Here is a 21,238-nt window from a genome sequence, read left to right on the forward strand (position 1 = left end):
AGTTATCCTTCCCCCACTACTGTTGCACTCTCTTCAGCCACCTGTGCTGCTATCTCCTCGCTCGCGCTTCGCTTAGCGAGGCTACACGCTATATTCTACCCCACGGGGAAGGATGAGAAGCTTCGACTAAGGTTCGACTCGAGCGTAGCGAGAGAACGTTGCCGCAGGCAACGGCCCGAAGGGCGAGGCGCTTTAGCGCCGAGTTATCCTTCCCCCACCACCATCCTCTTAAAAAACACCTCAATCCAATTACTCTACGATATTCTATATTCTGCCCTACGGGTTGTACTGCTACCTCCTCGCTCGCGCTTCGCTTAGCGAGGCTACAGGTGGTGCCGTTTGGTAGCCCGGACAGGTGCGCAGCACCGTCTCCGGGAAAACTCACAGCGGTGGCAACCGCCGTTTTACCGGCGAGCTTTTCACCACCGAGGTGTTACACTGCGCATACTCGGCCAGACCGTCCAGCAGGGTATCCAGCTGGGCAATATCGCGCACCACGAGGCGCATCACGAAACAATCTTCCCCGGTCACTTTGTCACTTTCAATGCATTCCGGCATCGCCTGGATATATTTATCCACTTTCTGCAGCAGCCCAGGCAGCGGCCGGACCCGCACCAGCGCCTGGAGGCTGTAGCCCAGCGCGGCGAGATTCACCTGCGCCCCATAGCCCTGAATGACGCCTCGCTCCTCCAGGCGCTTCACCCGCTCGGCCGTGCTCGGCGAGGTCAGCCCCACTCGCGCGCTTAATACCTTTAGCGAGACTCTGGCATCCTGAGTCAGGCAAGTGAGGATCGCCCGGTCAATTTCATCAAGTACGTCATTCATGTTTTTCACCTAATTATAAAAGGCATTCGCCTCTTTCTACCTTAATTCAGCCATATCACCCTGTCAGGGTTTTTCGCACAATAACTGAAAAATGGTGGAGGTGAAAAATGCAACTTACCCGCGGCGTCTGGCAAATGAGCCTGGCAATGATAATCTCCGGCTCGATCGGCGCGTTCGTGCTGCTCTCTGGTTTGCCGGTGATGGATGTGGTGTTCTGGCGCTGCCTGATTGGCGCGCTAACCTTGCTGGTGTTTATCGTGTTAAGCGGCCAGCCCTTCAGCCGGCTAACGCGTTTCACTCTCGCTCTGGCGGTGATTGGCGGCGCGGCGCTGGTCGTCAACTGGCTGCTGCTGTTTGCCGCCTATTCGCGGATCTCAATCGGTATGGCCACCGTGGTCTATAACACCCAGCCGTTTATGCTGGTACTGATGGGGATGGTGCTGGGGGAACGGGTCAGCGCCGTGAAATGGGGATGGCTACTGCTGGCCTTTGGCGGCGTAGTGATCCTGTTGTCAAGCGAGCTGACGTCCGCGCATGGAGAGGGGCTCACTACCGGCGTTTTGCTGGCGCTGGGCGCGGCATTCTTCTATGCCCTGACCGCCATCATCGCGCGCAAACTGCATCCGCTCCCCGCACAGCATATCGCCTTCATTCAGGTTCTCGTTGGCGTCGTGATGCTGCTGCCGCTGGTGCATGCCCCCGAATGGACGGCCAGCTTCCCCTGGCGCTACCTGCTGATCCTCGGCATCGTCCATACCGGGATCATGTATCAGCTTTTATATAGCGCGATACAGAAACTGCCGACGCCCATTACCGGTTCGCTCTCCTTTATTTATCCGCTGGTGGCAATGGTGGTCGACTATCTGGTCTTCCACCATGCGTTGACCCCTGTGCAGTTGATTGGCGGGATGCTTATTCTGTTTGCCGCCGCAGGCAATAACCTCGGCTGGGGCGAAAAAAAACCCCGCCGCGGCGGGGTCAGTGAGCAGTCGCGGGCCAGTTAGCGACGGGCGCGGACAATCTGGTATTTGCGCGTCAGATATTCGACCGGCGCGCTCCAGATATGAACCAGACGGGAGAACGGGAACAGCAGGAACAGCGTCATCCCCAGCACCAGGTGAACGCGGAAAATAAACGCCACGCCATCCAGATGCTGTGATGCACCGCCGTGGAACGTCACCACCGACTGCGCCCAGCCAACCAGCTTCATCATTTCACTGCCGTCCATATGCTGGGCTGAGAATGGGATCGTCAGCAGGCCGAGCGCACACTGCACCATCAGCAACGAAAGGATCAGAATATCCGCTCCGGTGGTGGTGGCGCGAACGCGCGGGCTGAGCAGACGACGCTTGAGCAGCAGTAACCCACCCACCAGGGTCATCACGCCGCAGGCGCCGCCGGCGATCATCGCCATCTTCTGCTTGACGTCGATCGGCAGAAAGGACTCATACATCCAGTGCGGGGTCAGCATGCCGAGGAAGTGGCCGGCGAAAATACCCAGGATGCCGATATGGAACAGGTTCGATGCCAGGTTCATCCCCTTACGGTCCAGCATCTGGCTGGAGGCGGCGCGCCAGGTGTACTGGCCATAGTCATAGCGCAACCAGCTGCCGAACAGAAACACCGAGCCCGCAATGTACGGATAAATGTCAAAGAAGAACATATTCAGGAAGTGCATTATTGCTGTCCTCCGTTAGAGATATTCAGATATTGCGGGGCCACGGCTCCGGCAAAACGACGCTGGTGAGCGGAGATCTCCGACTCGCCGCAGCCCTGGTCGGCAAAGAATTTGACCTGTTCTTCTTCCCAGACTGCGTCCAGCGCCTGCGGCGTATCGTCGCGCGCCTCGTCGGCAATCTTCTCCGCCACCTTCTGACTGTCGACCTGGGTATTGGCCAGCTTCAGCAACAGCTCGAACAGCACCGCATAGCGACTTTCGCGCTGCTGCAAGCGTGCGCTGAGCAAGCCGAGGATCGGCGCAACGTCCCGCAGGCCGCCGAGCGCTTCCTCTTCCGGCAGTTGCGCCAGATACTCCAGATACAGCGGCAGGTGATCCGGCAGCTCATGGCTATCCAGCAGCAGACCGTGGCGCTCATACTGCGTCATCAGGTCCACCATCGCCTGCCCGCGGTCGCGGGATTCGCCGTGCACGTGTTCAAACAGCAGCAGCGAGGTAGCGCGGCCGCGGTCAAACAGTTCGCTATACGCCGACTGGGCGTCCAGCGGATCCTGAGCCACTAGATCGCGCAGGAAAACACCCAGCGCGTGGGCATCCTCTTTGCTGAGTTTCTCTGATGACGCGAGCGCCTCGAACATCTCTTGCTGATGCTGCCATAAGGCAGCGTCAGGGTATTCGAGCAGACGCGACATAATCACGAGTTCAATCATGCGTGCGGCTCCGTTTTGCTGGTGACGTCAATCGCGTCGATACGACGGCTGTTGAACAGGTTGAACTGGCTATCAGAGCCGTGGCAACCATCGCCGAAGGTAAAGCCGCAGCCGCTCTTCTCCGGGAAGGCATCGCGAGCCTGTTCACGATGGCTGCTCGGCACCACGAAACGATCTTCATAGTTAGCGATGGCCAGATAGCGGTACATCTCCTGGGCCTGCGCTTCGCTCAGCCCCACCTCTTCCAGCGCGCGGGTATCGACGACGCCGTCAACGGTTTCCGCACGCTTATAATGACGCATCGCCAGCATGCGTTTCAGGGCCAGCAGGACCGGCTGGGTATCGCCCGCGGTCAGCAGGTTCGCCAGATATTGCACCGGAATACGCAGGCTTTCCACGTCCGGCAGAATACCGTTGCTACCCAGTTCGCCAGCGTCCGCAGCCGACTGAATTGGCGACAGCGGCGGCACGTACCAGACCATTGGCAGGGTGCGATATTCCGGGTGCAGCGGCAGGGCCAGCTTCCAGTCCATCGCCATTTTGTAGACCGGCGACTGCTGCGCGGCCTCAATAACGCCCTGCGGAACGCCATCTTTTAACGCCTGTTCAATCACTTTTGGATCGTTTGGATCGAGGAACACGTCCAGCTGGCGCTGATACAGATCTTTCTCGTTCTCAGTACTGGCGGCGTTTTCAATCGCGTCCGCGTCGTACAGCAGGACCCCGAGATAGCGGATACGGCCCACGCAGGTTTCGGAGCACACCGTCGGCATTCCGGATTCAATACGCGGGTAACAGAAGATGCATTTCTCGGACTTCCCGCTCTTCCAGTTGAAATAGATCTTCTTGTACGGGCAGCCGGTGATACACATCCGCCAGCCGCGGCACTTGTCCTGGTCGATCAGGACGATACCGTCCTCTTCACGCTTATAGATGGCGCCACTCGGGCAGGTCGCGACGCAGGCCGGGTTCAGGCAGTGCTCGCACAAGCGCGGCAAATACATCATGAAGGTGTTTTCGAACTGACCGTACATCGCCTTCTGCATGTTGTCGAAGTTCTGATCTTTGGCGCGTTTTTCGAACTCGCCGCCGAGGATCTCTTCCCAGTTCGGACCGCTGGTGATCTTGTCCATCCGCTGGCCGGTGATCAGCGAGCGCGGGCGGGCGATCGGCTGATGTTTGCTTTCCGGCGCGTTATGCAGATTCTGGTAGTCATAATCAAACGGCTCGTAGTAATCATCGATCCCCGGCAGATGTGGGTTGGCGAAGATTTTACCCAGCAGCATCGCGCGATTGCCCATGCGCGGCTGCAGTTTACCGTTGATTTTGCGGATCCAGCCGCCCTTCCATTTTTCCTGGTTTTCCCAGTCGTTCGGGAAGCCAACGCCAGGTTTGCTCTCCACGTTGTTGAACCAGGCGTATTCCATCCCTTCCCGGCTGGTCCAGACGTTTTTACAGGTCACCGAACAGGTATGGCAGCCGATGCACTTATCGAGATTCAGCACCATGCCGACTTGTGAACGAATTTTCATTTTACGCTCTCCTGTACCTGGTCGTTGCCTTCGCCGTCTAACCAGTTAATGTTCTTCATCTTACGTACCACTACAAACTCATCGCGGTTGGAGCCGACGGTACCGTAGTAGTTAAAGCCATAGGCCAGGTGGCCGTAGCCGCCGATCATGTGGGTCGGTTTTGGCGTAATACGGGTGACGGAGTTGTGGATCCCCCCGCGCTGACCGGTGATTTCAGAGCCCGGCAGGTTCACGATGCGTTCCTGGGCGTGATACATCATGGTCATCCCGGCCGGTACACGCTGGCTCACCACCGCGCGCGCCGTCAGGGCGCCGTTGGCGTTAAACACTTCGATCCAGTCGTTATCTTCGATACCCAGATCTTTCGCATCCGCTTCGCTCATCCAGACGATCGGCCCGCCGCGCGACAGGGTCAGCATCAGCAGGTTATCGCTGTAGGTCGAGTGGATACCCCATTTCTGGTGCGGGGTCAGGAAGTTCAGCGCCTTCTCCGGGTTGCCGTTGGACTTCTCGCCCATCACCGCTTTCACCGAACGGGTGTCGATTGGCGGACGATAGACCAGCAGGCTTTCACCAAAGTCGCGCATCCACTGATGATCCTGATACAGCGACTGACGGCCGGACAGCGTACGCCACGGGATCAGCTCGTGAACGTTGGTATAACCGGCGTTATAGGAGACATGCTCGTCTTCCAGGCCAGACCAGGTCGGGCTGGAGATAATCTTCCGCGGCTGCGCCTGAATATCGCGGAAGCGGATCTTCTCATCTTCTTTGTTCAGAGCCAGGTGCGCGTGCTCGCGACCGGTGATCTCGCTCAGCGCTTTCCACGCCTTCACCGCCACCTGACCGTTGGTCTCCGGCGCCAGGGTGAGGATCATTTCCGCGGCGTCGATGGCCGTTTCCAGCTTCGGCTGGCCTTTCGCCGGGCCTTCGGCCTTGGTGTAGTTGAGCTTACGCAGCAGATCCATCTCGCTCTGGGTGTTCCAGGCGATGCCTTTCCCGCCGTTGCCGATGGTTTCCAGCAGCGGGCCGATCGAGGTGAAACGTTCGTAAGTCGCCGGGTAATCACGCTCAACCGGAATAATATGCGGCGCGGTTTTCCCTGGGATCAGGTCGCATTCGCCTTTTTTCCAGTCTTTCACGTCAAACGGCTGCGCCATTTCCGCGGCGGAATCGTGTTGAATCGGCAGCGTAACGACGTCGGTTTCTTTGCCGAGGTGGCCGACGCAGACTTCAGAGAATTTCTTCGCGATACCTTTATAGATATCCCAGTCGCTCTTTGATTCCCAGGTCGGGTCAACGGCGGCCGACAGCGGGTGAATAAACGGATGCATGTCCGAAGTATTCATGTCGTCTTTTTCGTACCAGGTGGCGGTCGGCAGCACGATGTCGGAATAGAGACAGGTGCTCGACAGACGGAAGTCGAGGGTCACCACCAGATCCAGTTTGCCGTCGAGGCCGTTATCCCGCCATTCGACTTCTTCCGGCTTCACGCCGCCCTGCTTGCCAAGGTCTTTGCCCTGAATGCCGTTCTCGGTACCCAGCAGGTACTTGAGCATATACTCATGGCCTTTACCGGAGGAGCCGAGCAGGTTGGAGCGCCAGATAAACAGGTTACGCGGGTGGTTTTTGCCGTTTTCCGGCTGCTCGGCCGCAAAGCGAATCGAGCCCTCTTGCAACGACTTCACGGTGTAATCGACCGGGGTCATGCCGGCTTTTTTCGCTTCATCAGCGATACGCAGCGGGTTCACCCCTAACTGCGGCGCAGACGGCAGCCAGCCCATGCGCTCTGCGCGCACGTTAAAGTCGATCAGGTGGCCGCTGTAACGGGATTTATCCGCCATCGGCGACAGCAGTTCCTGCGCAGTCACAGTTTCATAGCGCCACTGACTGGAGTGGTTATAGAAGTACGAAGTACTGTTCATGTGGCGTGCCGGACGCTGCCAGTCGAGGGCGAACGCCAGCGGCTGCCAGCCGGTCTGCGGACGCAGTTTTTCCTGGCCCACATAGTGCGCCCAACCGCCGCCGCTCTGACCGACGCAGCCGCAGAAGATCAGCATATTGATCAGGCCGCGGTAGTTCATGTCGAGGTGGAACCAGTGGTTGAGGCCCGCCCCGACAATAATCATCGAGCGACCATGGGTCTTATCAGCGTTATCGGCAAATTCGCGTGCAGTGCGGATGATATGCGCGCGGGAGACACCGGTGATCTTTTCCGCCCAGGCCGGGGTGTAGGCTTTCACTTCATCGTAGCCGGTGGCACAGTTATCATCGTTCAGACCGCGTTCCAGGCCGTAGTTCGCCATGGTCAGATCGTAAACGGTGGTCACCAGCGCGGTGGAACCATCGGCCAGTTGCAGGCGTTTTACCGGCAGTTTGTGCAGCAGAATGTTTTCGAGGTCGACTTTGTTGAAATGCTCAGAACCTTCGCCGCCGAAGTACGGGAAGCCGACGTTCGCGACCTCGTCATGGCTACCCAGCAGGCTCAGACGCAGCTCAATCTCTTCGCCAGTTTTACCGTCGCGCTGTTCGAGGTTCCATTTGCCTTTGTCGCCCCAGCGGAATCCGAGGGAACCGTTCGGTACGGTCATGTCGCCCTTCTCGTCAAAGGCGACGGTTTTCCATTCCGGATTGTTTTCCTGACCAAGGGAATCCACGAGGTCGGCCGCGCGCAGCGTGCGGCCGGCGGCGTAATAACCGTCGCGCTCCTCAAGCATCACCAGCATCGGCATGTCGGTATAGCGGCGAACATAATCGGTGAAGTACTGGCTCGGCTTATCGAGATGGAACTCGCGCAGCATCACATGGCCCATCGCCAGCGCCATCGCGGCATCGGTACCCTGCTTCGGCGCCAGCCACAGATCGCAGAGTTTGGCGATTTCGGCGTAGTCCGGAGTGATCGCCACGGTTTTGGTGCCTTTGTAGCGGACTTCGGTAAAGAAGTGGGCATCCGGGGTACGGGTCTGCGGCACGTTGGAGCCCCAGGCGATAATGTAGCTGGAGTTATACCAGTCCGCCGATTCGGGGACGTCGGTCTGTTCGCCCCAGGTCATCGGCGAAGCTGGCGGCAGGTCGCAGTACCAGTCGTAGAAGCTCAGGCAGGTACCGCCGATCAGCGACAGATAACGGGCGCCGGAGGCGTAGGAGACCATCGACATCGCCGGGATCGGCGAGAAGCCGGCCACGCGGTCCGGACCGTAAGTTTTCACGGTATAGACGTTGGAGGCGGCAATCAGCTCATTCACTTCCTGCCAGGAGGAGCGGACAAACCCGCCGCGACCGCGAGCCTGTTTGAAGCTTTTGGCTTTATCGGCATCTTCAATAATCGAGGCCCATGCCTCAACCGGATCGCTATGCTGAACTTTCGCTTCCCGCCACATCTTCATCAGACGTTTACGCATCAGCGGATATTTCAGGCGGTTAGCGCTGTACAGATACCAGGAGTAGCTGGCGCCGCGCGGGCAGCCGCGTGGTTCGTGGTTTGGCAGATCCGGACGGGTGCGCGGGTAGTCAGTCTGCTGCGTTTCCCAGGTCACCAGACCGTTTTTCACATAAATCTTCCAGCTGCATGAGCCGGTGCAGTTGACACCGTGAGTGGAACGCACAATTTTGTCATGCTGCCAACGTTGACGGTATCCATCCTCCCAGTCCCGGTTGGTGTTTAGAAGCTGGCCGTGCCCATCGGCAAAGGTTTCACCCTTCTGTTTGAAGTAGCGAAACCGGTCCAGGAATTTACTCATCGGGTTTCTCCTGATATGGAGCCTGACGGCTCTCTGATAAATCGACATTGCTGGATTTGCAGCGAAGGTAACGCTATGAAAGAGGGCGAGAATTGATGGCGATCAATCCGGACTGGCTTGCTAAAGCGGAGGGAAACTGCAATTACCACCAAGGTGGTAGGAAACTCAATTTTTTAACTTAATGTTTTTTAATGTTTTTTAACGAAAAATGGGTCGCCTGGCTCGAGATTGTTCACCGGGGAGGTATTAAGGGGTAGAGCGGTGACGCTGGCAAGCAGTCCCTTCCCGGCTCAGTGGCCAAAACGAATAAAACCGCCCATTAGTATGTTGTAACTAATTAAGCCAGTAAAAAAAGGCGCCTCCTTTGGGAGTACGCCTTTACGAAGCGACATCGACTATGGCGGATTACTGACGCTTACGGCCGTATACCGCCCAGGTGATCACCACGCAGGCAATATAGAAGACGAGGAAGATTTTCATCGCGCCGGCCGGCGAGCCGGTCAGATCCAGCGAAATGCCGAACGCTTTCGGGATAAAGAAGCCGCCGATGGCGCCTATCGCCGAGATAAAGCCCAGCGCTGCCGCGGTATCGGTCGCCGCCTCGCGCATCGCCTGCGCTTCGCTACCCCCCTGGGCCTTCACGCGGTCCATGGTCAGCTTACGGAAGATCACGGAGATCATCTGGAAGGTGGAGGCGCTCCCCAGCCCGGCGGTCAGGAACAGCACCATGAACACCGCGAAGAAGGCGATGAAGTTGCCGCCCTGGCCGTTAGTCGGCAGGGTCAGGAACAGCAGCGCGCAGAAGACAGCCATCACCACGAAGTTGACCAGCGTCACGCGAGTCCCGCCGAGACGATCGGAGATCGCCCCGCCCATCGAACGCGCCAGCGCGCCAATAAAGGGGCCGAAGAAGGCGTAGTGCAGGATCTGCACGTCCGGGAACTGGGTTTTCGACAGCATGGCGAAGCCGGCGGAGAATCCGATGAAGGAGCCGAAGGTGGCCAGATAGAGCAGCGCCATGATCCACAGATGCAGGCGTTTGAGCACAGGCAGCTGTTCGCTCAGCGAGGCTTTAGAAGCCGACAGGTCATTCATAAAGAACCACGCCGCCAGAGTGAAAATAATCAGGAAAGGTACCCAGATCCACGCGGCGTTTTCCAGATACAGCATTGAGCCGTCAGGCTGCTCGCTGCCGGTCCCGCCAAAAATGGCAAACACAGAGACCGACACCACCAGCGGTGCGACCAGCTGCATCACGCTGACGCCCATATTACCGAGGCCGCCGTTGACGCCGAGCGCCCCGCCCTGCTTCGCTTTCGGGAAGAAGAAGCTGATGTTGGCCATACTGGAGGCAAAGTTGGCCCCGGCGAAGCCGCACAACAACGAGATAATCACGAAGACGCTAAACGGCGTGGAAGTATCCTGGACCGCAAAGCCCAGCCAGACGCACGGAATAATCATGATCCCGGTGCTGAACGCCGTCCAGCGACGGCCGCCGAACAGCGGCACCATAAAGGCGTAAGGCACGCGCAATAAGGCGCCAGACAGCGCCGGCAGCGCGGTCAGCATAAACAGCTGATCGGTCGTAAACTGAAAGCCCACTTTGTTGAGATTAACGGCGACGGCGCTGAACAACATCCATACGCAGAACGCCAGTAACAGACAGGGAACGGAGATCCATAGATTACGGCTCGCCACACGGTGACCGCGCTGTTGCCAGAATTCAGGATCTTCAGGGCGCCAGTCGGTAATGACCGAGCGGTTAGCCTTCTCCGGTAGGGAAGATTGACTCATAGATACCTCTGATTATTCATATTTCCTGCCGCTACCTTAGGGGTTGCCCGGGGCGGTAAGTTGATATAAATCAAAGGAAAAGCGCGCACTAATTTGTGCAAAAATAAACCATGCTCCGAAGTGAGTAGAGAATGGTGAGGAAAAAAGTGTGGTTTATCACGCGGCTGCCGGGTTGCGTATAACCCCACCCCCAATAGCGCCTACCACCGACAATTAAGGAGTAACTCTTTAGGGGTATGGGTATACTCCAGGGGATAGCCGAGAATAAGCGCCACTCCCGGAGAGATCACCGGTCAGGAGCCACGCATTCCATGTTAAAACGTCTTTTTACTCCGCTGACGCTGGTCAATCAACTGGCGTTAATCGTGCTGCTCGCCACCATTATTGGCGTCGCCGGCATGGCGATCTCCGCGCGCCTGGTGAACGGCGTCCAGGGCAGCGCCCACGCGATTAACAAGGCCGGTTCATTGCGTATGCAAAGCTACCGGCTGCTGGCGGCGATCCCGCTGAATGAAAACGATCAAAAGCTGGTGGCGGACATGACCGCCACCGTCTTCAGCCCCGAGCTGCAAAATTCCGCCCGCCGCGACGGCCAGGAACAACAGTTAAAAGCGCTGCAGCAATACTGGCAGCAGGCGCTGGCCCCCGGCATGCAGCGTGCGGTTAACCAGGCGGAAGTGGCCCAGGATGTCGCCGACTTTGTCGATCGTATCGACCAGCTGGTCACGGCATTCGACCACACCACCGAGCAGCGTATCGAGCGGGTAGTCTGGATCCATCGCATCCTCGCCATTGGTATGGCGCTGCTGCTGATTTTTACCATCATCTGGTTACGCGCCCGCCTGCTGCGGCCGTGGAAACAGCTGCTGGGCATGGCGCGGGCGGTCAGCCAACGCGATTTCACCCAGCGGGCGCACATCAGCGGGCGTAACGAAATGGCGACCCTCGGCATGGCGCTGAATAACATGTCGGAAGAGCTGGCGGAAAGCTACGCCGTGCTCGAGCGGCGGGTGCAGGAGAAGACTGCCGGGCTGGAACAGAAGAACGAGATCCTCGCTTTCTTATGGCAGGCCAATCGCCGGCTGCATGCCAGCGCCCCGCTCTGCGAGAGGATTTCACCGGTACTGAATGGCCTGCAGGGGCTGACGCTGCTGCGCGATATCGAGGTACGGGTTTACGACCTGGAAGACGAAGATAATCACCAGGAGTTTACCTGCCACTCGGATTATGAATGTGATGATAAAGGCTGCTACCTCTGTCCACGCAATCTGCCGCCTCTACCGGATGGCGGAACAACGCTGAAGTGGCGGCTATCGGATGCGCATAATCAGTACGGCATTCTGCTGGCGACGCTGCCGGTTGGCCGCCATCTCAGCCACGATCAGCAGCAACTGGTGGATACCCTGGTGGAACAACTGACCAGTACCCTGGCGCTGGACCGTCATCAGGAGAAACAGCAGCAGCTGATCGTCATGGAAGAGCGGGCCACTATCGCCCGCGAGCTGCACGACTCCATCGCCCAGTCGCTGTCCTGTATGAAGATGCAGGTCAGCTGTCTGCAGATGCAGGGCGACGCCTTACCGGCGGAGAGCCGCCAGCTGCTGGGGCAGATTCGCAACGAGCTGAATACCTCCTGGGCCCAGCTGCGGGAGCTGTTAACCACCTTCCGCCTGCAGCTGACCGAGGCGGGCCTGCGCCCGGCGCTGGAGGCCAGCTGTCAGGAGTACAGCGCCCACTTCGGATTTACGGTACAGCTTGATTATCAGCTTCCGCCGCGCTTTGTACCGTCGCATCAGGCCATTCACCTGCTGCAGATCGCCCGCGAAGCGTTAAGCAACGCCCTGAAGCATGCCAGCGCGACCGAAGTAACCGTGACGGTGTCACAACGCGATAATCAGGTCCGTCTGGTGGTGGCGGATAACGGCCGCGGCGTGCCGGATCACGCCGAGCGGAGTAACCATTACGGTTTAATTATTATGCGGGATCGCGCCCAGAGCTTGCGCGGTGACTGTCAGGTACGACGCCGGGAAACCGGTGGAACCGAAGTGATCGTCACGTTTATCCCGGAAAAAACGTTTTCCATCCAATAAGGAGACCCCCATGAGTCAACAGGAACGGGCAACCATCCTTCTCATTGACGACCATCCGATGCTGCGCACCGGCGTGAAACAGTTGATCAGCATGGCGCCGGACATCCAGGTGATTGGCGAGGCCAGCAATGGCGCGCAAGGTATCGAGCTGGCGGAATCGCTGGATCCGGACCTGATCCTGCTCGACCTCAATATGCCGGGCATGAATGGCCTGGAAACGCTGGACAAACTGCGTGAGAAATCGCTTTCTGGCCGGGTGGTGGTCTTCAGCGTCTCCAACCATGAAGAGGACGTTGTCACCGCCCTGAAGCGCGGCGCCGATGGCTATCTGCTGAAAGATATGGAGCCGGAAGATCTGCTGAAAGCGCTGCAGCAGGCCGCCGCCGGAGAGATGGTATTAAGCGAAGCGTTAACCCCGGTGCTGGCCGCCAGCCTGCGCGCTAACCGCGCCACCTCCGATCGCGACATCAGCCAGCTGACCCCGCGCGAGCGCGACATCCTCAAGCTGATCGCCCAGGGACTGCCGAACAAAATGATCGCCCGTCGCCTGGATATCACCGAAAGCACCGTCAAAGTACACGTGAAGCACATGCTGAAGAAAATGAAGCTCAAATCCCGGGTGGAAGCCGCGGTATGGGTCCACCAGGAGCGAATTTTCTAAGGCGAGTCCGTCCAGGAGACGCCTGGCGTGGTGAACTTGACCAGCGGCTCGGTCAGCGCCAGAGCGATCTCATTGGAGGAGACGCGCTGCCCCTGTTTATCCTCCACCACCACCGACAGGCGCCAGCGGTTCGCGGCGCCCGGTTCACTGTTCCACACCGGCATGATCACGCTCCAGCCATCCGGGCTGGCGCCATCCACCGGCGGCGTCAGGCTAAGCGCCTGGGTGTCACCCTGCCAGTGCAGCGCCTTGATACCGTGCAGGCTATGGATCTGCAGCTTCAGTTGCACCGTCTCTCCGGACTGCAGATCCCAGGGCGGCGTGGCCAGATAGACTGTCAGATTTTTGCGCTGACGATACTCCACCACCGGCAGATTATCCCGCTCCGGACTATCGAAGCGGCTCCCGCGCAGTGAGTTGCTGATCGCTACCTCGTCTGCGGCCAGCTGCTGCTTAAGGGGTACGCCAAAGCGGTAGTTTAGCTTCAGGCCCACATTGTTCTGGCTGACGCCATTTTCCCCCTGCTTATGCTTAGCGGTAACGGTGACCAGCGGGACCGGGGTGTAATTTAGCCCAACGGAGACGGCCACCGGATTATGGTAGCCGGTGCCGGTGTGAAAAAGATCGACGCTATCGCCGAAGTACTGTTCGACGCTGACGCTGGTATTAATGTGCTGGTAGAACGGTAGCCGCGCCTGGGCGGTGACGTCATACCCCGCGGCCATCCGCTGCTCCTGGGTCTGATTATCGCGCAGTTGCCAGTCGCCCAGCGGATGGTAGTAGTTTGCCGACAGCCGGAGATATTCTCCCCACGCCTCCGCGCCGACGCTGCCGCGCGCCAGGCTTTCGCTCAGCACTTTGTCGTAAAACGAGTTATAGCCCAGCAGCCAGCCACCGACCCGCCAGCGCTGGCCAAGTCCAATGTTGCCCACCAGATCGTTCTCGCGCCGGGTCACCGAATACTGGTTCCAGGTCAGGTAACGGTCGTTATCCTGCAACGGCACAAACCAGCTCCCTTTACTGCCGGTGAACTTACCCTCTTTATCGACCAGCAGGTCGACATTGGCGTTGCCCCATGATGACAGCCAGCTCTCCAGCTCATGGCTCACTTCATTGCCGATTTTGCTGATGGCGAACAGCTGCGCCTGCTCGCCTGCCGTCAGTCCGTTATCGCTCATGCTGGCCTCGCCAAACTTCTTCGCCACTTCGGCAAAGTGCCGGGCATCGTCATCGACCTGGGGAGCAATCCCCATATCGGGCAGCGGATCTTGCGCTGGCGTGGGGCGAGTGGTGTCGCTGGCGGTCAGCGCCCAGACGGGAACGCCCGGCAGCAGCAGGAGACAGGTCAACGTTGGCAACAAACGGAAGGACACAGGCATCAACAGATTTTGAGCAGGCTCACAAAAATGGGAAGAAGTGTTAGTTTATCGTGTTTTCCCTGCTCCCGCAGCCCTGTGGGCAATTCCAGGAATATGCTGAAACCGGTTGGGCAACATATCACCCAACCGGCGCCGTCACTGCGTGCCACCGTTACGCCTGGGTTCGGGTTCGTTGCGCCGCCAGCAGCGCGTTAAGCTCCGGCACGCAGGAGCCGCAGTTGGTCCCGCATTTCAGCTTCGCCCCCAACGCCCCAACGCTGGCGCAGCCGCTGGCGATAGCCTCGCTAATTGACCGTTCCCCCACGCCAAAGCAGCTGCAGACGATCCGCCCCCGCGGGGCGACGGCGGCGCCCGGTCGGCCGCTAAGCAACGCATGTCGCTGGACGGCATCGGACGGCGGCGCGGCAAAGGCGGCGCTTATCCATGCGCTATCCACCACCGGCTCGCGCGCATCGCTCCACCAGCCGAGCATCAGCCTCCCCTGATGCCAGGCCAGCAGGTTCCATACCACGCCGCCTTCAGCCACCTGTAGCTGCCAGCCGCGCTGCGCGCACCACGCGCTGATCCACTGTCGGGCAGACGCCTCCCCAGCCAGCGAATAGTGCAGCACGCCAGGCGCTGCCCGCCGCCGCCAGTGCCAGGCCGCTGGAAACGGCAGCGGTTCGCGACAAAGCAGCTCGCTGTGCCAGGAAGGTTGCCAGGCGGCGATGGCCACCGCCGCCTGTTTACTTTCCGGCTGGCCGGAATACGGGTCCGTGACGGCGGCCAGCAGGTTATTCACCCGCCCCTGACGGGCAAACTGATTGTTCCAGTGCATCGGAACAAACAGCGAGCCGGGGCGCTGCCCTTCACTGATCGTCACTTTCGCCACCATCACCCCATGCCGCGACCAGATCCGCGCCAGCCCGTCGGCGGGAAGCTGGTAGCGAACGGCATCCTGCGGCGCCACCTCCACCACCGGCTCCGCGATGTGCTGCATCAGCCGCGGCACCGTGCCGGTGCGGGTCATGGTGTGCCACTGATCGCGGATCCGCCCGCTGTTGAGGATCAGCGGATAAAAACCATCGGTTGTCGCCCGGGTCGGTTGAGGCGTCACCGGCACCATCCGCAGCCTGCCATCGCCATGCCAGCCGCGCGCGATATCCCAGGCGGCCTCGCTGCGGCTGACCGGCCAGCGCACCGGCGCCATGGCGTCCCACGCCTCACGGCTGAGATCCGCCAGCGCGCCGATATCAAAGGCCCGCTGACCGTCGTTTTCGAAACCGGACAGCGCCGCATGCTCGCGGAAGACGTCATGCGGATGCTGCCAGGCAAACGCCTCGCGATACCCCAGCGCCTGCCCCACTCTGGCGATGATCCACCAGTCCGCTTTCGCCTCCCCCGGCGGCGGCAGAAAGCTGCGCTGACGGGAGATCCGCCGCTCCGAGTTGGTGACCGTGCCATTCTTCTCGCCCCAGGCCAGCGCCGGAAAGCGGATGTGGGCGAAACGTCCGGTATCGGTCTGGGCGGCGACATCCGAGACGATCACCAGCGGACAGGCGGCCAGCGCCTGGCTCACCGCGTGGCTGTCAGGGAGCGACACCACCGGGTTGGTACCCATGATCCAGACCGCTTTGACCTCGCCGCGGCCAATGGCGGCAAACAGCTCCACGGCGGTCAGCCCCGGGGTCTGCGCCAGCCGTTCCGTCCCCCAGAAGCGGGCCAGCCGCTGCAGATCGTCTGGCACAAAATCCATGTGCGCCGCCAGCATCGTCGCCAGCCCGCCGACTTCGCGGCCGCCCATGGCGTTGGGTTGACCGGTCAGCGAAAAGGGGCCACAGCCGCGGCGGCTATACTTCCCGCTGGCCAGATGGACGTTGATGATTGCGTTACATTTGTCGCTGCCGCTGGCGGATTGATTGATTCCCATGGTGTAGAGGGTGATCGCCCGCGGGGCGGCGATGAACTCGCGATAGAAGGCCGCCACCTCATCGGCAGCCAGGCCGCAAAAATCCGCCACCTTCGCCACGTCCCAGCCACTCGCCTCGGCCAGCGCCTGCGAGCCATCGCGAAAGCCATCAACGCAGGCACCGGCTTGCACCAGGGCGTTAAGTAATCCCACAAACAACCCACCATCGCTTCCCGGGGCCAGCGCCAGATGGCGGTCGGCGATCTCGCAGGTGGCGGTGCGTCGGGGGTCGATCACCACGATCCGCAGCCGGGGATTATCCCGCTTCGCCTGTGCCAGCCGCTGGAACAGCACCGGATGCGCCCAGGCGGCGTTCGAGCCGACCAGCACCACCAGATCGCTGTTTTCCACATCCTCATAGCTACAGGGCACCACATCGGCGCCAAAGGCCCGCTTGTAGCCGGTCACCGCTGACGACATGCACAGCCGCGAATTGGTATCGATGTTCGCCGCGCCGATAAACCCCTTCATCAGCTTATTGGCGGCATAGTAATCCTCCGTTAACAGCTGGCCGGAGGCGTAAAAGGCCACCGCCTGCGGGCCGTGCTGGTCGATGACCTGTTGCAGGCGCGCAGCGGCCTCCGCCAGCGCCTGAGGCCAGGCTACCTGTTGGCCGTCGACCTCCGGCGCCAGCAGCCGCCCCGCCAGGCCCGTGGTCTCCCCTAATGCCGCCCCTTTGACGCACAGGCGGCCGAGGTTCGCCGGATGCTGATCGTCGCCGCGCACGCTCACCTGCCCCGCGTCATCCACGCTCGCCAGTACGCCGCAGCCCACACCACAGTAAGGACAGGTCGTTCGGATGGTCTGCATCAGGAGGCCTCCGCGCGCGCCAGCAGCTGCTGGCTGCCCACCCACACTTTGCCGTTTTCCACTTTTACCGGCCAGGCGCGTACCGCCTGTTCACTGCCGTCGCACGGCCAGCCGTCGCGCAGGCGAATCCGCTGTTTGTACAGTGGGGAGATCACCACCGGCTCGCCGCCGACGTCCCCTAACAGCCCGCGTGACAGGACGTTGGCCGCGCTGCCCGGCTCGCGGTTGTCCAGGGCGTAGACCCGATCGCCGAAGCGGAACAGGGCAATCTGCCGCTCCCCTAAGCGGGCGCCGATCCCCGCCTGCGCCGGGATGGCGTCAAGGTCGCATACCGCCTGCCACGGCCGGGATGGGAGTTCGCCTTCGGGCAACGTCTCAGTCAGCAACAGCTGCGGCTGACCACGCAGCTCGTGGCGCTGCACCGCCTCGTCCGGCTGGTCGCTGTTCACGAAGGAGCGGAACAGCGCCAGACGCTGCGGATCGTTGAGGGTGGTCTGCCACTCGCACTGGTAGCTGTCGACGATCCTGGCCATCTCCTGCTCCAGCTCCTCGCCAAGGCCGAGACTATCCTCCAGCACCACCTGCCGCAGATAGGCGACGCCGCCCTCCAGGTTATCCATCCAGGTGCTGGTCCGCTGCAGGCGATCGGCGGTACGGATATAGAACATCAGCAGACGATCGATGCTGCGGATCAGCGTCGCTTCGTCGAGATCGCTGGCAAACAGGTCGGCGTGACGCGGTTTCATCCCGCCGTTGCCGCAGACGTACAGATTCCAGCCTTTATCGGTGGCAATCACCCCGATATCTTTCCCCTGGGCTTCGGCACATTCGCGGGTGCAGCCGGAGACCGCCATCTTGATTTTGTGCGGGGCGCGCAGCCCTTTATAGCGATGCTCGAGCCGCACGGCGAGCCCGGTGGAGTCCTGCACGCCGTAGCGACACCAGGTTGAGCCGACGCAGGATTTCACCGTGCGCAGCGACTTGCCGTAGGCATGGCCGGTTTCAAACCCGGCGTCGGCCAGCTCGCGCCAGATAGCCGGCAGCTGTTCCAGCCGCGCGCCAAACAGATCGATACGCTGGCCACCGGTCACTTTGCTGTAGAGCTGGTAACGTTTGGCGATCTGCCCGATGGCGATCAGCCCGTCCGGCGTCACTTCCCCCGCCGCCATCCGCGGCACCACCGAATAGGTTCCGTCCTTCTGAATGTTGGCGAAATAGCGGTCGTTGGTATCCTGCAGCGGCAGGTGCGCCGGCTTCAGCAGGTACTCGTTCCAGCAGGAGGCCAGCACCGAGGCCACCAGCGGTTTGCAGACATCACAGCCGTGTCCCTGGCCGTAGCGGCTAATCAGCTGCTCGAAGGTATGGATATGGTTGACCCGCACCAGATGGTAGATCTCCTGGCGCGACCACGGGAAATGCTCGCAAACGTCTTTTTTCACTTCGACGCCCTGCTCCGCCAGCTGGTACTCCATCACCTGTTTCACCAGCGCGCTACAGCCGCCGCAGCCGGTGGCCGCTCTGGTGCAGCTTTTTATCGCCGCCATATCCCCCGCCCCATGGTTCACCGCCTGGCAGATATCGCCTTTGCTGACGTTATGGCAGGAGCAGATCGGCGCGCTGTCCGGTAGCGCCGCGACGCCGAGCGCCTTCGGTGCGGCGCCCTCCAGCGCGGGCAGGATCAGGCTCTCCGGACGCGGCGGCAGCGCCATGCCGTTCAGCATCATCTGCAGCAGCGTGGCATAGTCGCTGGCCTCCCCCACCAGCACACCGCCAAGCAGGGTTTTGCCGTCCTGACTGACGACGATTTTTTTGTAAACCTGCTGCGGACCGTCGGTCCATTGATAGCTCTGACAGCCCGGCGCACGCCCCTGCGCATCGCCAAATGAGGCCACGTCGACCCCCAGCAGCTTCAGTTTGGTACTCATGTCGGCGCCGCTAAAGCAGGCGTCTTCTCCTGCGAGGGTGGCCGCGGCGATACGCGCCATCTGATAGCCCGGCGCCACCAGTCCGTAAATTTTATTGTCCCACAGGGCGCATTCGCCTATCGCCAGCACGTCCGGGTCAGAGGTGCGGCACTGGCCGTCGATGTGAATACCCCCGCGTTCGCCCACCTGCAGCGCGCAGCCGCGGGCCAGCGCGTCCTGCGGACGGATCCCCGCCGAGAAGACCACCATGTCGGTCCGCAGCGCGCCGCCGTCGGCAAAGTTCAGCCGCAGGCCGTCGGCCTCACGCACGATGGCGGTGGTCGCTTTGCTGGTATGCACTCCCACGCCGAGGGCGACGATCTTCTCCCGGAGCATCGCCGCCCCGCCGTTATCCAGCTGGACGGCCATCAGGTTCGGGGCAAACTCCACCACGTGCGTGTCCAGCCCCAGCTGTTTCAGGGCGTTGGCCGCCTCCAGCCCGAGCAGGCCGCCGCCGATCACCACCCCGGTCTTCGCCGCGGCGGCATGGGCGGCGATACGGTCGAGATCGTCAAGGGTGCGGTAGACAAAGCACCCCTCGAGATCGTTGCCAGGGATCGGCGGAACAAAGGGATACGAGCCCGTCGCCAGCACCAGTTTATCCCAGTGGGTTTCATGCCCCTCGGCGTCCCGCACCAACCGCGCGTCGCGGTCGATCGTCGCCACCGCCTCGCCGAGGCGGAGTTCGATGCCGTGCTGGTGAAAGAAATCATCGGCCACCAGCGACAGCGATTGAGCGCTGCGCCCGGCGAAATATTCGGAGAGATGCACCCGGTCGTAGGCGGCGTAACGCTCTTCGCCAAACACCACGATTCGATATTGCTGATGCAGGTTGCGGCTCACGCATTGTTCGAGAAAATGGTGGCCGACCATGCCATGTCCCACCAGCACTAATACAGGTTTCGTCATCGTCATTATTCCTGCAGCCTGCGGCTGCGTTGAAGAGGGGTCAAAAAGCCAGTCCGCGGTGGCGGGCTCGTCGCTGTCCAGGCGCGCGGTGAGCGCGGCGGCGGCGGTGCAGTCGCCCATCAGCAGCACGCCGCGCAGGCGGCCGTCGCGCAACAGCAGGCGACGGTAGTGGCGATCGATGGGGTCCCAGCTGGTATAGATGTCATCCTGTTCGCCGGCCTGCTGCTCCCCAGCGCCAAAGAGTTCAATGCCGGTAACCTTCAGGCGGGTCCCGGCGTCCTGCCAGACAAAGCCCTCGCCGGGGGCGCCGCACAGGCGATCCGCCAGTACTTCGGCCTGGCGCAGGCAGGGAGCTACCAGCCCCCAAGTCTGGCCGTCAATTTCGCAACATTCCCCGATGGCGCTGATCCCCGGCAGCGAGGCGGCCATCTGGCGGTCAACCACGATCCCCCGCTGGCACAGCACGCCGCTCTGCGCCGCCAGACGGCTGTCGGGCTGCACGCCGGCGGCCAGCACCACTCTGGCGGCGCGGAAAGCGCGCCCGTCCGCCAGCCGCACACCATCCTCTTCGATGGCGGCGATCCGGCATTCCAGCACGCAGCGGATGCCGCGCGCTTCAAGCTGCTGCCTGAGCTCATCGGCGGCAAAAGCGTCGGTCAGCGGCGCCATTAATCCGCTGCCGCGATGCAGAAGAGTGACCTCCCCGCCATGGCGACGCAGCGCCGCCGCCGCTTCCACACCGAGTACTCCGCCGCCAATCACCACCGCCGGCCCGGGTATCGCCAGAATTCGTTCCACGTCCACCAGGGTGCGGAAGGGGATAACCTGCGGACGATCACGGCCCGGCAGCGGCGGGATAAAGGGCCGCGAACCGGTGGCGAACACCAGCTCGTCCCACGGCAGCCAGGTTTCCGCGATGCGCAGCCGCCGTTGCTCAACATCGACTTCATCGACCGCCTCGCCGGATCGCAGGCACACCCCGTGCCGGGTGTACCACTCCGCCGGCAGCAACGGGAGCTGCGCCGCCGTTTTTTCGCCAGCCAGCAGCGGCGAGAGCTGAATGCGGTTATAGGCCGGGTGCGGCTCGTCGCCGACGACGGTAATGGCAAACCGCGCGGGGTCGCGCTCAACCAGTCGCTGCACCAGTCGGGTGGCCGCCATGCCGTTACCGATCACCACCAGTCGCCGCGTCATGACC

General features: G+C 61.0%; 12 protein-coding genes and 1 other RNA gene. 4 read left to right on the top strand and 9 right to left on the bottom strand.

What is annotated here, in order from left to right:
* Positions 1–91: 91 nt before the first annotated feature.
* A non-coding RNA gene (locus CWM57_RS08235) (RtT sRNA) lies at positions 92–223 on the top strand.
* Positions 224–381: 158 nt separating this feature from the next.
* Here CWM57_RS08235 and CWM57_RS08240 read toward each other — a convergent pair.
* The gene (locus tag CWM57_RS08240) at positions 382–825 is read right to left on the bottom strand and encodes an Lrp/AsnC family transcriptional regulator (RefSeq protein WP_074385532.1); all 444 of its coding nucleotides are present in this window, start codon (positions 823–825) and stop codon (positions 382–384) included.
* A gap of 107 nt (positions 826–932) precedes the next feature.
* Here CWM57_RS08240 and CWM57_RS08245 point away from each other — a divergent pair, with 107 nt between their 5' ends.
* Positions 933–1,829, top strand: a complete 897-nt coding sequence (locus CWM57_RS08245) for a DMT family transporter (protein WP_012541354.1) — start codon at positions 933–935, stop codon at positions 1,827–1,829.
* Here the strand turns inward: CWM57_RS08245 and narI are convergent.
* The 5 genes from narI to CWM57_RS08270 all read right to left on the bottom strand — a co-directional run bounded on the left by narI (position 1,826) and on the right by CWM57_RS08270 (position 10,279).
* Entirely contained in the window at positions 1,826–2,503 is a 678-nt protein-coding gene (gene narI / locus CWM57_RS08250) for a respiratory nitrate reductase subunit gamma (RefSeq protein WP_100675428.1), read from the bottom strand. The two genes, CWM57_RS08245 and narI, sit on opposite strands and share 4 nt — an antisense overlap.
* Positions 2,503–3,213: a nitrate reductase molybdenum cofactor assembly chaperone gene (gene narJ, locus CWM57_RS08255; protein WP_100675427.1), complete on the bottom strand. Its 711-nt coding sequence runs from the start codon at positions 3,211–3,213 to the stop codon at positions 2,503–2,505. The genes narI and narJ overlap by 1 nt, the downstream gene beginning before the upstream one ends.
* Positions 3,210–4,745: a nitrate reductase subunit beta gene (narH, locus tag CWM57_RS08260; protein WP_061154198.1), complete on the bottom strand. Its 1,536-nt coding sequence runs from the start codon at positions 4,743–4,745 to the stop codon at positions 3,210–3,212. The genes narJ and narH overlap by 4 nt, the downstream gene beginning before the upstream one ends.
* Positions 4,742–8,485, bottom strand: a complete 3,744-nt coding sequence (locus CWM57_RS08265; protein ID WP_100675426.1) for a nitrate reductase subunit alpha — start codon at positions 8,483–8,485, stop codon at positions 4,742–4,744. Before CWM57_RS08265 ends, narH begins: the two co-directional genes overlap by 4 nt.
* 405 nt (positions 8,486–8,890) lie before the next feature.
* Entirely contained in the window at positions 8,891–10,279 is a 1,389-nt protein-coding gene (locus tag CWM57_RS08270) for a NarK family nitrate/nitrite MFS transporter (protein ID WP_061154196.1), read from the bottom strand.
* Between the two features lie 311 nt (positions 10,280–10,590).
* Between CWM57_RS08270 and narX the strand changes: the two genes are divergently transcribed.
* Both narX and narL read left to right on the top strand, forming a co-directional pair.
* Positions 10,591–12,369 (top strand): nitrate/nitrite two-component system sensor histidine kinase NarX, encoded by a 1,779-nt coding sequence (narX, locus tag CWM57_RS08275; RefSeq protein WP_100630687.1) that lies wholly within the window; start codon positions 10,591–10,593, stop codon positions 12,367–12,369.
* 10 nt (positions 12,370–12,379) lie between these two features.
* Positions 12,380–13,030: a two-component system response regulator NarL gene (narL, locus tag CWM57_RS08280; protein WP_002910198.1), complete on the top strand. Its 651-nt coding sequence runs from the start codon at positions 12,380–12,382 to the stop codon at positions 13,028–13,030.
* Here narL and CWM57_RS08285 read toward each other — a convergent pair.
* The 3 genes from CWM57_RS08285 to nirB form a co-directional block, all read right to left on the bottom strand.
* A complete protein-coding gene (locus CWM57_RS08285) occupies positions 13,027–14,409 on the bottom strand; it encodes a YchO/YchP family invasin (protein WP_100675425.1) in 1,383 nt (460 codons plus the stop codon). The genes narL and CWM57_RS08285 overlap by 4 nt on opposite strands.
* 151 nt (positions 14,410–14,560) lie before the next feature.
* Positions 14,561–17,167, bottom strand: coding sequence for a nitrate reductase (locus CWM57_RS08290; RefSeq protein ID WP_100675424.1), 2,607 nt, complete (start codon positions 17,165–17,167; stop codon positions 14,561–14,563).
* Complete coding sequence (gene nirB, locus CWM57_RS08295) at positions 17,167–21,234, bottom strand: nitrite reductase large subunit NirB (protein ID WP_100675423.1); 4,068 nt, start codon at positions 21,232–21,234, stop codon at positions 17,167–17,169. Before nirB ends, CWM57_RS08290 begins: the two co-directional genes overlap by 1 nt.
* Between the last annotated feature and the right edge of the window lie 4 nt (positions 21,235–21,238).

The organism is Klebsiella sp. G-Nf4, assembly GCF_002810615.1.
GTDB lineage: Bacteria > Pseudomonadota > Gammaproteobacteria > Enterobacterales > Enterobacteriaceae > Klebsiella > Klebsiella variicola.

Bases quoted from the DNA above. Each gene is read 5' to 3' on its own strand.
- narH (WP_061154198.1), bottom strand. From the start codon at position 4,745: ATGAAAATTCGTTCACAAGTCGGCATGGTGCTGAATCTCGATAAGTGC.
- CWM57_RS08290 (WP_100675424.1), bottom strand. From the start codon at position 17,167: ATGCAGACCATCCGAACGACCTGTCCTTACTGTGGTGTGGGCTGCGGC.
- CWM57_RS08240 (WP_074385532.1), bottom strand. From the start codon at position 825: ATGAATGACGTACTTGATGAAATTGACCGGGCGATCCTCACTTGCCTG.
- narI (WP_100675428.1), bottom strand. From the start codon at position 2,503: ATGCACTTCCTGAATATGTTCTTCTTTGACATTTATCCGTACATTGCG.
- nirB (WP_100675423.1), bottom strand. From the start codon at position 21,234: ATGACGCGGCGACTGGTGGTGATCGGTAACGGCATGGCGGCCACCCGA.
- CWM57_RS08245 (WP_012541354.1), top strand. From the start codon at position 933: ATGCAACTTACCCGCGGCGTCTGGCAAATGAGCCTGGCAATGATAATC.
- CWM57_RS08270 (WP_061154196.1), bottom strand. From the start codon at position 10,279: ATGAGTCAATCTTCCCTACCGGAGAAGGCTAACCGCTCGGTCATTACC.
- CWM57_RS08265 (WP_100675426.1), bottom strand. From the start codon at position 8,485: ATGAGTAAATTCCTGGACCGGTTTCGCTACTTCAAACAGAAGGGTGAA.
- narJ (WP_100675427.1), bottom strand. From the start codon at position 3,213: ATGATTGAACTCGTGATTATGTCGCGTCTGCTCGAATACCCTGACGCT.
- CWM57_RS08285 (WP_100675425.1), bottom strand. From the start codon at position 14,409: ATGCCTGTGTCCTTCCGTTTGTTGCCAACGTTGACCTGTCTCCTGCTG.
- narL (WP_002910198.1), top strand. From the start codon at position 12,380: ATGAGTCAACAGGAACGGGCAACCATCCTTCTCATTGACGACCATCCG.
- narX (WP_100630687.1), top strand. From the start codon at position 10,591: ATGTTAAAACGTCTTTTTACTCCGCTGACGCTGGTCAATCAACTGGCG.